This is a genomic window from Streptomyces graminilatus, assembly GCF_001418565.1.
Taxonomy (GTDB): Bacteria; Actinomycetota; Actinomycetes; order Streptomycetales; family Streptomycetaceae; genus Streptomyces; species Streptomyces graminilatus.
On record NZ_LIQQ01000403.1, the window covers coordinates 1 to 12,965 of the forward strand.

The 12,965-nt window shown below is 70.1% G+C and carries 10 protein-coding genes and 1 pseudogene; 4 read left to right on the plus strand and 7 right to left on the minus strand.

Annotation, left to right across the window (positions count from 1 at the left end):
* Positions 1–56 precede the first annotated feature (56 nt).
* Both AOK08_RS30655 and AOK08_RS30660 read left to right on the plus strand, forming a co-directional pair.
* The gene (locus AOK08_RS30655) at positions 57–1,544 is read left to right on the plus strand and encodes a cytochrome ubiquinol oxidase subunit I (RefSeq protein ID WP_055532120.1); all 1,488 of its coding nucleotides are present in this window, start codon (positions 57–59) and stop codon (positions 1,542–1,544) included.
* Positions 1,544–2,584 carry a cytochrome d ubiquinol oxidase subunit II gene (locus AOK08_RS30660; RefSeq protein WP_055532122.1) on the plus strand — a complete coding sequence of 347 codons (1,041 nt, stop codon included), beginning with the start codon at positions 1,544–1,546 and terminating at the stop codon, positions 2,582–2,584. Before AOK08_RS30655 ends, AOK08_RS30660 begins: the two co-directional genes overlap by 1 nt.
* Before the next feature lie 22 nt (positions 2,585–2,606).
* Here the strand turns inward: AOK08_RS30660 and AOK08_RS30665 are convergent, their stop codons facing one another.
* From AOK08_RS30665 to AOK08_RS30675, 3 genes are read right to left on the minus strand one after another with little or no spacing between them, the layout of a single operon-like run.
* A complete protein-coding gene (locus AOK08_RS30665) occupies positions 2,607–4,190 on the minus strand; it encodes a GMC oxidoreductase (RefSeq protein WP_055532124.1) in 1,584 nt (527 codons plus the stop codon).
* Between the two features lie 60 nt (positions 4,191–4,250).
* Positions 4,251–5,198: a cyclase family protein gene (locus tag AOK08_RS30670; RefSeq protein ID WP_198539445.1), complete on the minus strand. Its 948-nt coding sequence runs from the start codon at positions 5,196–5,198 to the stop codon at positions 4,251–4,253.
* Between the two features lie 3 nt (positions 5,199–5,201).
* Positions 5,202–7,022 carry a glycoside hydrolase family 15 protein gene (locus AOK08_RS30675; protein ID WP_055532126.1) on the minus strand — a complete coding sequence of 607 codons (1,821 nt, stop codon included), beginning with the start codon at positions 7,020–7,022 and terminating at the stop codon, positions 5,202–5,204.
* Positions 7,023–7,303: 281 nt separating this feature from the next.
* Between AOK08_RS30675 and AOK08_RS30680 the strand changes: the two genes are divergently transcribed.
* Both AOK08_RS30680 and AOK08_RS48955 read left to right on the plus strand, forming a co-directional pair.
* On the plus strand, positions 7,304–8,257 hold the full coding sequence (locus tag AOK08_RS30680; protein ID WP_055532128.1) for a DUF389 domain-containing protein: 954 nt from the start codon (positions 7,304–7,306) through the stop codon (positions 8,255–8,257).
* Positions 8,258–8,445: 188 nt separating this feature from the next.
* Positions 8,446–8,673 (plus strand): annotated as a pseudogene (locus tag AOK08_RS48955) (alpha-amylase family glycosyl hydrolase); the annotation flags it as partial.
* Between the two features lie 143 nt (positions 8,674–8,816).
* On the opposite strand, the gene AOK08_RS30685 reads toward AOK08_RS48955, so the two are convergent.
* The 4 genes from AOK08_RS30685 to AOK08_RS30700 all read right to left on the minus strand — a co-directional run.
* Complete coding sequence (locus AOK08_RS30685; RefSeq protein WP_055532130.1) at positions 8,817–9,671, minus strand: alpha/beta fold hydrolase; 855 nt, start codon at positions 9,669–9,671, stop codon at positions 8,817–8,819.
* A 144-nt stretch (positions 9,672–9,815) separates the two neighbouring features.
* Positions 9,816–10,538: an ABC transporter ATP-binding protein gene (locus AOK08_RS30690; protein ID WP_055532132.1), complete on the minus strand. Its 723-nt coding sequence runs from the start codon at positions 10,536–10,538 to the stop codon at positions 9,816–9,818.
* Positions 10,535–11,368 carry an ABC transporter ATP-binding protein gene (locus AOK08_RS30695; protein WP_055532134.1) on the minus strand — a complete coding sequence of 278 codons (834 nt, stop codon included), beginning with the start codon at positions 11,366–11,368 and terminating at the stop codon, positions 10,535–10,537. The genes AOK08_RS30690 and AOK08_RS30695 overlap by 4 nt, the downstream gene beginning before the upstream one ends.
* Positions 11,365–12,965 (minus strand): ABC transporter permease subunit (locus AOK08_RS30700; protein ID WP_241827154.1); only part of this gene is annotated, 1,601 nt, incomplete at its 5' end. The genes AOK08_RS30695 and AOK08_RS30700, both read right to left, overlap by 4 nt.

Here is a 12,965-nt window from a genome sequence, read left to right on the forward strand (position 1 = left end):
CATCCTGTCCTTCCTCAGCCCCGCCCCTCCCCGCAGGGCAGACCATCGAGGCGCACATGCTCAGCACCGCCGTCCTTCTGGCGAACAGCACCCCGGCCCAGCTCCTGCCGGCCCGAGAGCTGATGGCCTTCACCCTGGCCTCGCACATCCTGCTGGTCCCGTTCGGCGTGGCACTGCCGTTCATCACGCTGCTGATGCACCACCGGGGGCTGCGTCGCAACGATCCCGTCGCCCTCCTGCTCGCCCGGCGCTGGTCGGCGGTGATGGCCGTCCAGTTCGCCATCGGCATCATCACCGGCACCGTGCTGTCCTTCGAGTTCGGTCTGCTGTGGCCCGGCATGATGGGCCGCTGGGGCGATGTCTTCGGCCTCGGGTTCGGCGTCGAGGCCTGGGCGTTCTTCCTGGAGGCCGTCCTGATCGCGATCTATCTGTACGGCTGGCGGCGGCTCAAGCCCTGGACCCACTTCTGGCTCGCCGTCCCGCTGCCGCTGGCCGCCCTGATGGGGGCGTTCGGCATCATCGCGGCCAACTCCTGGATGAACACGCCCCAGGGATTCGGCCTCGACGCCCAGGGCAAGCCGGTCCACGTCGACGTGCAACAGGCGATCTTCACACCGATGTTCGGCCCGGAGTACTGGCACTTCGTGGTCGCGATGCTGCTGACCGCCGGGTATGTCGTCGCCGGTGTGTACGCGGTCGGCTGGCTGCGCGGGCGCCGCGACCGCTACCACCGGCTCGGCTTCACCGTGCCGTTCACGGTCGCCGCGATCCTCACCCCGGTCCAGTTCATGCTCGGCGACTCCGCCGCTCGCGCCGTCTTCCACAAGCAGCCGGTCAAGTTCGCCGCCATGGAGATCGTCTGGAAGACCGACACCCATGTGCCCGAGTACATGTTCGGACGGCTGAACAGCGACGGGACGATCTCCGGCGGACTCAAGATCCCCCAGCTGGACTCGATCCTCGCCGGTTTCAAGCCCAGCACCCAGGTGACCGGGCTGACGTCGGTGCCGGCCGCCGACCGCCCCACCGTCGTCCAGGCCACCATCGCCCACTGGGCCTTCGACATCATGGTCACCGTCGGCAGCGTGCTGATCCTGCTGGCGCTCTGGTACGCCTGGTCCTGGTGGCGGCATCGGGACAACCCGCGCAGTCGCTGGTTCTACCGCTGCGCCGCGCTCGCCGGAGTCGCGTGCCTGGGCACCGTGGAATGCGGCTGGATCACCACGGAGGTCGGCCGTCAGCCCTGGATCGTCTACCACCACATGAGGGTCTCGGAGGCGGTGACCAGTACCAGCGCCGGATCGCTGTGGGCGATGCTCGGCATCGTCATGGCCGTGTACGTGACCGTCTTCGGCGCGTTCCTCGCGGTCCTCCTGAAGATGCGTACCCGCTGGCGCATCGCCGACGAGGGCACGGCCGCCGCGCGCGCCGAGCTGCCGCCGGAGACCGACACCCCGTACGGGCCCAGAAGCGAGCCCGAGCCCGCAGCCGCCGGGGCCGCGCCCGGCGGCGGGTCCGACCACACCCCGGGGGGCGCGTCGTAATGGCCGACTTCGTCGCATGGGTGCTGGTGATCGCGATCGCCGCCTACGCCTGCGCCGGAGGCACCGACTACGGTGCCGGATTCTGGGACCTGCTGGCCGGCGGCGCGGAGCGCGGCAAGCGGCCCCGCCGGCTCATCGACCAGGCCATGGCGCCGGTCTGGGAGGCCAACAACGTCTGGTTGATCTTCGTCCTGGTCATCATGTGGACCGGCTTCCCGACGTTGTTCCAGGCTGTCTTCTCCGCGATGTGGCTGCCGCTCGCCCTTGCCGCCGTCGGCCTGGTGCTCCGCGGCGCGGGGTTCGCCCTGCGCAAGCCGACCCACCGCCTGGCCCAACGACGCGTCTACGGCGCGATGTTCGCCGTCTCGTCACTGGTGACGCCGTTCTTCCTCGGGGCGGTGCTCGGCGGCATCGCCTCCGGCCGGGTCAAGGTCGGCACGACCGCCTCCGCGGACGCCTGGGCCAATGGAACCTCCGTCCTCACGGGTCTGCTGGCCATCGCGGCCACCGCCTTCCTCGGGGCGGTGTTCCTCTGCTCCGACGCCCTGCGGTTCGGCGCGACCGATCTCGTCGACTACTTCCGCCTGCGGGCGCTGATCGCCTTCGGCGCCGTTGTGGTCCTCGCGCTCATCGGCCTGCCCGTCACCCACGACGACGCCCGGTACGTCTGGGACGGCCTCACCGGGGGCTGGGGGCTGGTGCTGGTCATTCTGGCCGCCGTCTGCGGCCTGGCCACGGTGCTGCTTCTGCTGCGCCGGTCCCACGGCTGGTCCCGCCACACCTCGGTGGCGAGCGTCGCGCTGATCGTCGGCGCCTGGGGCTTCGCACAGCGGCCCTACCTGCTGCCCACCTCGCTGACGGTGGCCGAGGCGGCCGGCGCCGCTCACACCCTGCGCTGGCTGGTGATCGTCACGGGCATCGCGATCGTGCTGGTCGGCCCGGCGCTGGTGCTGCTCTACCGGCTCGACACCATGGGTGAGCTGGAGGAGCTCACCGCCGCCGACACCGGTGCCGCCGGAACACCGGGGGACAACCTGTAGGGGCGCCGCGTACGACGCCCCGTCAGCTCAGCCGGGCGGCGATGTGGTCGCCGACCCGCAGGGCGTTGGCGATGGCGGTCAGGGACGGGTTCACCGCGCCGATGCTGGGGAAGAAGCTGGTGTCGACGACGTAGAGGTTGTCGAGGTCGTGGGCCTTGCAGTTGACGTCGAGGGCCGAACTGCGCGGGTCGTCGCCGAACCGCACGGTGCCGGCCTGGTGCGCGGTGGCGCCGATCGGCATGCCCTTGTGCAGGTAGATGCTGTGATCCAGCAGGTGGTGCTCGTGCATGCCCAGGTGGCCGAGCATGCCCTGCAGTTTGTGCCGGAGGTGCTTCAGCCCGGCGATGTTGTTCTTCTCGTCGAGCGCCAGGTGGATGGCGTCGTCCTTGTCGAGGGTGACCCGGCTCTCGGGCAGCGGGAGGTCCTCTCCGCACAGCCAGAAGTCGACGGCGTGGTGCGCCAGTACCTCGAAGGGCATGTCGGGTGTGACGGCTCCGGCCCAGCGTGGCGCCTCGCCGTGTATCTGGTCGGTGTCCGACTTGCCGAGCATCTGGATGCCGCCGAGCGGGTACTCCCAGTCGTCCGCGCCCAGATACCAGTCGTTCAGCGCCAGGGTCTTCTGGAATCTGGTGGGGTTCGGTTCCTTCGACACCGCCATGAGCGCGAGGTTGTTGTGCCGCATGTAGTGGCGTCCGACCACGTCCGAGCTGTTGGCCAGGCCGCCGGGGTGCTTGTCGCCGGCCGAACGCAGCAGCAGGACCGCGGAGTTGACCGCGCCGGCCGCGACCACCACGATGTCGGCGCTGAATCCCTCGGTATTGCCGTTCTTGAGCTCGGCGACGACCCTGGTGACGGTGCGTCCGGTCGGATCGGTCTCCAGACGCCGCACGTTCGCGTTGGTCACCATCGTGACGTTGTCGTACTTCAGCGCCGGGTCGACGCAGATCACCTGCGCGTCGGACTTCGCGCCCATCAGGCAGGGGAAGCCGTCGACCCGGTCGCAGCGGATGCAGACGCTGTCATGGGTGGCCCGGCCGTGCTCGTCCTGCGTGAGGTTCACGCCGATGGGCAGGTGGAAGGGGTGCAGGCCGGCCTTGCCCAGATCGTCGCTGAGCTGCTGGATACGCGCCTCGTGCTCGACCGGCGGGTAGGCGTACTGTGCGCTGGTCGGCCCTCCCGTGGGGTCCTCGCCGTGCCGGCCGTGCACCAGGTAGAGACGCTCGGCCTGGGTGTAGTACGGCTCAAGGTCCTCGTAGCGGATCGGCCAGGCCGGCGAGATGCCGTCGTGGTGGCGCAGTTCGCCGAAGTCCTCGGGCCGGAGCCGGAAGAGCGCGGCGCCGTAGAACTTGGTGTTGCCCCCGACGTAGTAGTTGACCTCCGGGGGGAACTCCTTGCCGTGCTTGTCGTACCAGAACTCGGGGGCACGGTACTTGCCCTTGACGAAGACGGCGGTGGAGTCCCAGTTGTCCCGCTCCCGTGGCAGGTAGTCGCCGCGTTCCAGCAGCAGGACCCGCTTCCCGGTGGGGGCCAGCCGGTGGGCGAGCGTACCGCCGCCCGCTCCGGTACCGATGATGATGACGTCGTAGTGGTGCTGGTCGTCGGCCATGAGAGGGTCCCGTTCCAGTAGTCGATGGCTGTCCTGGCCGCAGCGCCTGTGGGCACCGGGTCAGAGGATGGCGATCGGGTTGACCGGTGAGCCGGTGGCGTCCGGCAGCCTCAGCGGGGCGATCACGCACAGGAAGGACCAGCGTCCCTCCGCCTCGCAGATCGGTGCCAGGTCCTCGAACTGCAGGTAGTCCAGCAGGTGGAGGCCCATGGCGTGGACCGCCAGCACATGTACGGGGAAGTCGACGCCCTCGGTGGAACTCGGTGCTGTGTCGTTGTTCCCGTCGCCGCCGAGCACGGCGACCCGCCGGTCCGCCAGGAACTCCAGCGCGGAGGGATGGAGCCCGGCGCGCTCACGTGCCGCGTGCCACGCTCCCAGTTCGGCGCGGCGTCGGCGGTGGCCGACCCGGACGAACAGGAGGTCGCCCTCGGTCACGCGGACGTGCTGGGCGGTCTCGGCCGCGGTGAGGTCGTCGGCGGTCACATGATCACCCGGTTCGAGCCACCGCACACCACGCAGCCGCGGGATGTCCAGCAGCACGCCCCGTCCGACGATCCCGTCGCGAGCCACCTCGATGGACAGCGCCGTGGCCCCGCTCGCCGTGACGCTGCTCGCGGAGACGCCGCCGTGCAGTGTGCCGTCGTAGATCACGTGGCAGAGGGCGTCGATGTGGCTGTCGGCGTCGCCGTGCACGTTCATCGCGAAGCTGTCCATCGCGAAGTGGAGCCCGCTGGAGGTGTCTTCGTCCGGCCGTCCGCTCATCCGGTGCTTCGCGGGCTCCGGATTGTCCGGAGCGGGCAGGGTTTCCACCGGCGCGGCCAGCGTGACCGTCCGGCCGGTGCGCACCTCCCCGGCGGCGGCGACCACCCGGGCAGCGGTGAGTGCGTCCAGCGCGCCCCGGTCCCCGGAGGCCCAGGCGGTGTGCGAGAGCAGCCGCCGGTACAGCGCGGCGAACTCGTCCTCGGTCAGTCGTGGCGGTCCTGCCTGACGGGCATGGGTGGCGACCATGGGTCAGCGCCCCTGCTCCGCGTCGAGCTCCTTGTCCAGGGTGGTGGCCGCCATGATGAGCGACAGATGGGTGAACGCCTGGGGGAAGTTGCCCAGTTGCTCCCCCGTCGGGCCGACCTCCTCGGCGAAGAGCCCGACGTGGTTGGCGTAGGTCTGCATCTTCTCGAAGGTGTAGCGGGCCTGAGGCAGCCGCCCCGCCCGGGCCAGCGCGTCGACGTAGAGGAAGGTGCACAGACTGAAGGTGCCCTCCGAGCCGCGCAGCCCGTCCGGCGATGCCGCCGGGTCGTAGCGGTAGACAAGGCTGTCGGAGACGAGCTTGCGGTCCATGGCGTCGAGGGTGGAGAGCCACGCCGGGTCCCTCGGGGCGATGAAGCCGACCCTCGGCATGAGCAGGAGGGAGGCGTCCAGGACGTCGCCGTCGTAGTGCTGGACGAAGGCGCCCTCCGGCTCGCTCCAGCCGCGTTCCATGACCTGTTCGAAGATGGCGTCCCTGGCGTTGCGCCACTTCTCCAGGTTGGCGGGCCTGCGGAACTCCTCGGCCAGACCCAGCGCGTGGTCGAAGGCGACCCAGGACATCACTCGGCTGTAGGTGAAGTCCTGGCGGCCGCCGCGGGTCTCCCAGATGCCCTCGTCCGGCCGGTCCCAGGTGTCGGCGAACCAGTCCAGCGTCCTGGCCAACGCTTTCCATCCCCGGTAGTTGGTCTGCTGTGCGATCTCGTGGCCCTGGGACACCGCGTAGATGGCCTCGCCGTAGATGTCCAGCTGGAGCTGGTCGGCGGCGCCGTTGCCGATGCGGACGGGGAAGGAGCCCCGGTAGCCCTCGAAGTGTTCGAGTGTCTCCTCCGGCAGATCGGGGTTGCCGTCGATCCGGTACATCGTCTGGAGCGGCTCCTCCTCCTTGCCCTCGCGCTCGTGCAGCCTGTCCACGAGCCAGTGGACGAAGGCGGTGGCCTCCTCGACGAAGCCCAGGTCCAGCATGGCCCGCACGGACAGCGCGCCGTCGCGTACCCAGGTGAACCGGTAGTCCCAGTTGCGCTCTCCGCCGATCTGCTCGGGCAGGCCCGTGGTGGCCGCCGCGATGAGGGCGCCGGTGGGGGCGTAGGTGAGGAGCTTGAGAGTGATGACCGAACGGTGCACCAGCTCGGGCCAGCGGCCCCGGTAGCGGGACTGACGCAGCCACTCCTGCCAGAAGCGGCCGGTGCCCTCGACCTGGGCGGTGATCCCGTCGACCGTGAGAGGTGCGGGTGCCTCGCCGCCGGGCGCGCAGACGGTGAACACGGCGCCACCGGCCTCGCCGGCCTTCAGTGTCACCCGGCCGCGTACGTCCTGGCCGTCCCGCTCCAGCGGGAACGAGGCCTGCAGGTGCGCGTCCATCCCCGGGGACCGGAACAGGCCGGTGCGCTCGCCGAGTTCCAGCCGGTGCTCGGAACGGCCGTAGTCGAAGCGCGGTCGGCACTCGAGCGTGAAGTCGACGGTCCCTCGCACGGCACGCACGACGCGTATCAGGGTGTGACGGTCGGTGGCGGTGCGGGTCCGGTCCGGGGGCATGCAGTCGACTACCTCGCCCACTCCGTCCGGCGACATGAACCGGGTCACCAGAATGGCGGTGTCGGGGTAGTAGAGCTGTTTGCAGGTCGCCTCGGGGTGCTCGGGGGACAGCCGCATGTACCCTCCGCCGTCGTGGTCGAGCAGGGCGGCGAAGACGCTGGGCGAGTCGAACCGGGGAGCGGCGAACCAGTCGACGACCCCCTGCGACGAGACGAGCGCGGCGGTCTGCAGGTCGCCCACCAGGCCGTGTTCGGCGATGGGAGGGTAGCGGTCCATGATTGCTCCGAAATCTCATGAATGATCCCTTGCGTCCCACTATCCGTCACCCGAATGGCCCTCGCCATGTTGGCGCTGTCGACGGCCGCGCTCTCGCCGCTGCCGCCGCCACTCCGCGGGCGGTTACCCCTGCGGCCCGGCGGCGACCTGTTGCGGGCCCGCCGCAGCCGGGGGCCTTGGCCGCGTGACGGGGGCGCCGGAGCCGAGCGTCGCACCCGCCTTGCCGACCCCCTCGCTTCGAGTGTTACTGACTGGAGTCGGCCGGACGCTGGAGGTTGTGCATGCAGATGATCCACGTCCGGCTGGTGAGCCCCCCTGATCTCACGTCCCGAGCGGTCGGGCTGCTGACCGACGACCGCTATGTCTTCAACCTGGTCGTCCATCCCGAACTGGCGCACAACCCCCACGGCAACGCGATCGAGTGCGACATCCTGGCGGGTGCGGCCAACGCCGTGCTGCGCGGTCTGCGGGAGCTGGAAGTCGACCGCCGCGGATCCATCGTCATCGAGCCGGTCGAGATGGCCTTCTCCGGCACCGCGGCCGCGGCGGAGCGGCAGCAGCTCGGGGCGCTCGCGCACGCACCGGTCTGGGAGGAGGTCGAAGCGCGCATCCGCGCCGAGGGCACCTACTTGCCGAGCTTCTACGTCTACCTGGTCATCGCCGGCCTCATCGGGGCGGTGGGCATCATCACCAACTCCCAGATCCTGATCGTCGCGGCCATGGTCGTCGGACCGGAGTACGGCGCCATCACCAGCGTCGCGCTGGGCATCGACGACGGCGACGGCACCAGGATCCGCCAGGGCCTGTTCGCCCTGACCGCGGGATTCCTGCTGGCCGTCCTGGCGACCTTCCTGTTCTCGTGGGCGATCCGGGGCTTCGACCGCCAGCCCAAGGCGTTCGAACTCGGCATCAGGCCCGTCTCCACGCTGATCGACGCCCCCAACCTCTTCTCCGTCGTGGTCGCGGTGCTGGCCGGCATCGTCGGGATCATGTCCCTGACCCAGGCCAGGACGAGCGCGCTGCTCGGCGTCTTCATCTCCGTCACCACCATCCCCGCCGCCGCGGACATCGGCGTCTCGTGCGCGTTCTCCAGCTGGAGCGAGGCGCGCGGCTCCCTGATCCAACTCCTGCTCAACATCGTGCTGCTGATCGTGGTGGGCGTGCTGATGCTCAGATTCCAACGGGCTGTCTGGCGGCGTATCGGCCGGCGCAGCGGGCGCCCGGGGGGAAGTTGACGCCGCCGTCCGGGACCAAGCACGAGCACGCTTGCGTCGACCGCCGCCCGCTCCTGTGGCCTCGGTGGGCGAACCTGCCCGGCGATCGTGCCGACACGAACGTGTCGTGCTTGACCGGGCCCATGAGGGGCCCGCACGCTCCTGGCGGGAGGGCCTGCAGCTGACGTGATCGGGAGAAGTCCGACGGTGTCGGCGACATCTCCGGCCTGCGCTCCCAGCCGCCGTACCTGAAGTCGCTCGGCGTGGACGCCCTGTGGATCAACCCCTGGTACAAGTCCCCGATGGCGGACTGCGGTTACGACTTGAGGGACTTCCGCACCGGCCGTGCGTGGTCCGGTGGACGAAATCGCCTCTTGGCGTCAGGGTCGATGCTCCATCGGCTGTCGCCGGTCCTGGCGGCACCGGATGGTCGCTGATGGAAGCGTGTCCGCCGACAGGCAGGGCTGCGTAATGTGGCTGCCGATCTCCGGTGCCCGGGCGGGCCACCGGCGCGTCGGTGATCTCGTCGGCGGTTGCTCGACCGTTCGTGGTCCCCGGGACGCTGTCCCCAGCGCCGGGGTCAGCGGGCGAGGACGCGGTTCAGCCAGGCCAGCAGGTCGCTGACGATCTCCTGTCTGTTGGTCTCGTGGAACAGTTCGTGGCGGGCTTCGGGGTAACTGACATACGTCACGTCGTTGAGGCCGGCCTCGCCGTAGCGTTCGACAAGCAGGTCGCTGAGTGAGAGACCGGCGTTCAGCGGGTCGTGATCCCCGACCAGGACGCAGATGGGCAGATCCACCGGGATGCCCTTGGGCTGGGCGAGTGACGTCGAGGCGATGGCGATGTCGGCCATGCCCTGGGCGTCGAGGCTGAAGCCGCACAGGGGGTCGGCGAGGTAGGCGTCGACGGCCGGTTCGTCCCGGCTGAGCCAGTCGAACGGCGTGCGGCTGGGCTGGAACGCCTGGTTGAGCGCGAGCAACGGGTCTCCTCCCGCCGCGGCCTCCCGCGCCTGTGCCGCGAGCATGACGTCGACCGCGGTGGTACCGGCGAGGGCGAGCGCGTCGATCAGGTGGGAGTGGTCCAGGACGTACTGCTGCGAGGCGAAGGAACCGAGGCTGTGCCCGAGCAGCACCAGGGGCAGGCCGGGGTGCCGCTCGCGGATGGTCTTCGACAGGGTGACCATGTCACTCACCAGTCGGTTCCAGCCGTCGTCCCCTAGATGACCGGGCTCGGCGTGCCTGCTCAGCCCGTGTCCGCGGTGATCGTTGGCATAGACGGCGTAGCCCTGAGCGGTCAGCTCCGCCGCGAGTGGGGCGTAACGGACGGCGTGCTCTCCCATGCCGTGGGCTATCTGGACGACGGCTCGCGGTGGGGTGTCCGGCTTCCATTCGTGCACGTGGATCTGGACGCCGTCTTCGCTGTCGAAGGTGAACATCGGACTCCTTGTCCTGGGGTACGCGGGGTACGCGGGGTACGCGGGGCAGCCCTGAGCGCCCGGCCGGGGCGCGGGAGGTGGGCTGCCCGGGCGGTTCAGGTTCACGGGGGGCGTGGTGTACGGCGGTTGGGGTCCCCGGCCGGGTCAGGCGTGCTGTTCGCCGAGGTAGCCGGCGACGATCCGGGACTGGTCGGCCCGGAGTTCCCGGGCCGTGGCGTGCGTGGTGATCTCGCCGTGGGAGAGGACGTAGCCGCGGTCGGCGATGTCGAGGGCGAGGCCGACGTGCTGTTCGACGAGCAGCACCCCGCAGCCCGTGTCGTCGGCGAAGCGCCTGACGATGGGCAGCAACTCCTCGACGATGATGGGTGCCAGGCCGAGGCTGAGCTCGTCGAGCAGGAGCAGCTTGGGGCCGCGGGCCAGGGCTCGTCCCATGGCGAGCATCTGCTGCTCGCCGCCGGAGAGCAGTCCTGCCTTGCGGTCCTGGAGGCGGGACAGGGCGGGGAAGTAACGCTCGGCGGCCGTCTGGTCGAGGCGCTCGCCCCAGTGACCGAGGCGCAGGTGTTCCGCCACCGTGAGGCCGGAGAAGATACCCCGTCCTTCCGGGACATGGGCGATGCCGAGGCGGGCGCGGGTCGCTGCCGGGATCCTGCCGAGGTCCGTTCCGTTGAAGGTGATCGTGCCGGCGAGAGGACGCAGCAGCGCGGAGACGGCCTTGAGCGTGGTGGTCTTCCCCGCTCCGTTGGCCCCGAGAAGGGCGACGACTTCTCCCGCGCCCACTTCGAGGTCGATCCCGCGGATGACAGCGGCTCCGTCGTATCCGGCGGTGAGGCCGGCCACCTCCAGGACTGGGGTACTCGGGGTACTCATGGTGTCTCCGGTGTGCTGGTGAGGGCCTTGGCGGAGCCGTCGCCCGATGTGGCGCCATCGCCCGATGTGGCGGACGCGGTGGCGGGCTGGGCGGTGGAAGCTCCGAGGTAGGCGGCGATGACGGCGGGGTCGGTCCGGACCTGTGCCGGTGTCCCGGAGGCGATCACCTTGCCGAACTCCAGGACGACGACGTGGTCGCAGATGCCCATCACGAGGCTCATGTCGTGGTCGATGAGGAGCAGCGCGGTGCCGGCGTCAGCGAGCGCGCGTAGTCGGTGTCCGAGTTCGGCGCTCTCCGTCGTGTCGAGGCCGGCCGCGGGTTCGTCGAGACAGATGACGCGGGGCCGGGCCGCCAACGCCCGTGCCACACCGACGAGTTTGCGTCGGCCCTGGGACAGCTCACGTGCCGAGGCGTCGGCCAGGTCCTCCAGTCCCAGGGCGGCAAGGGCCTGTGGGACAGCGGGGTTCGGGGACGGGCGGCGGCCGAAGGTCTCGCCGAGCGCGGTCCACCACGTCGAAGGGTCCGCCGTGACCTGGAGGTTCTCCGTGACCGTGAGGTCTTCGAAGAGTTCGCTGCTCTGGAAGGTGCGGGCGAGTCCTCGGCGGGCCCGTACATGGGGCGGCCGTCCGGTCAGGTCCTTGCCGTCGAGTTCCACCTTTCCCCGGGCGGCGACGAGGCCGGTGACCGCGTCCACGAAGGTGGTCTTGCCGGCCCCGTTGGGGCCGATGAGCCCCACGAGCTGGCCCTCGCCGACCTCCAGGGAGACATCGCTGAGCGCGTGGACGCCGCCGTAGCTGACGCCCAACCGCTGGACAGAGAGCACGTTCACGGTGCGACCTCCGTGGCTTCGGCAGTGGTACGGCCGAGGTGGATCTGTGGGGAGCCGACGGCGGATGCCCTGTCGGCCGGTGGTCCCGTCCTGGCCACCGCGCGTTTCGCCTTCTTCGCCGTCCTCCGGCGGTGGGCGGCGCCCGCGATGCCGTCGGGGTTCGCGATCAGCGTCACGATCAGGGAGACGCCGCCGAAGAGCAGCGCCCAAGTGCCATTGATCCCGAACCACTTGTCCAGCGCGTGGGGCAGCAGCGCCTCGGTGGACAGCAGCCCCGCGATCACGGCTCCGGACACCATGGTGATGCCGCCGATATAGGCGAAACCGATCAGGCCGAGGGCGGCCAGCGCGGTGAACCGGGCGGCGCTGACCGAGCCGAAGTTGTAGCCGTAGAGGGTGCCGGCGGCGCTGGCGATGAAGGAACTGATCGCGAACGCGGCGATCTTCACCGCCCGTACGTCGACACCGGCTGCCGCGGCGGCGCGCTCGTTGGAGCGGACGGCGAGCATCCGCCGGCCGAGTCCGGTGCGCCTGAGATGGGCGACGTACAGTCCGAGGGCGACGGTGACGGCCAGGACGAGGAAGCCGAACATGGGGCTGGGTTCGTTGCCGTCCAGGCCGCGGAAGTCCGCTTTCGGCCCGAGGTCGATCCCGAACAGGCGTGGCGGGGGTACGGACACGCCGGCCGTTCCGCCGAACCAGGTGTTGTTGAACAGTGCCTGTTCCATGGCCAGGGCCGCGGCCAGGGTGACGACGGCCAGGCTCACACCCCGCACCCGCAGGGCGGAGACGCCCGCGGCCACTCCGAGCAGTGTGGCCAGCAGCATCGCGCCGAGGGCGGAGAACGGGAACGGGATTCCCCACCCGGCCGAGAGGTGGGAGAGGACGAAGCCCGCGGTTCCGGAGAGCGCGAGCTGCATCACGGAGATCTGTCCGACGTAGCCGGTGATGACGACGTACGACAGGACGATGACCATGCCGATCATCGAGTTCGTGAGTGCCTGGCGGAAGTCGAACGGGAGCACGATCAGTGCGGTGGCGGCGACCGCGGCGGATATCAGGGCGGGCCGCAGCAGCCGTTCGGGCAGGGGCACCGCGGGCAGCCGCTGTTCGACGTGTTCACCGCGGCGCGGCAGTCCCGCGCCGCGCACGTACAGGGCGACGACCATCAGGGCGAAGACGAGGAGCTGCTGGAGGCCGGGCATGGCGTTGCCGTTGTCGGTCGGGAACCAGCTCTGCGTGGACAGGTAGTAGACGATCGACTGGAGCACTCCGATGAGGATGCCCGTGGTGCAGGCGATCCACAGCGAGGTGAACCCGGCGAAGAGGGCGGCGGCCAGGGCCGGGACCACTTGCAGGGGGAGCGTCATGGAGTCGACCTGGACGATGGGCGCGGCCAGGACACCGAGCAGCCCGGCGACCAGGGCGGCCAGGAGTGTGTTGGCCATCGAGACGCTGTTGGGTGACAGGCCTGCCAGCAGAGCGGCCTGTTCGTTCTCCGAGGCCGCGCGGGTGGCCAGGCCGAAGCGGCTCCACCGGTACAGGGCCCCGAGGACCAGGGCGATCACGACGACCAGTCCGGCCAGGACGAAGCGGT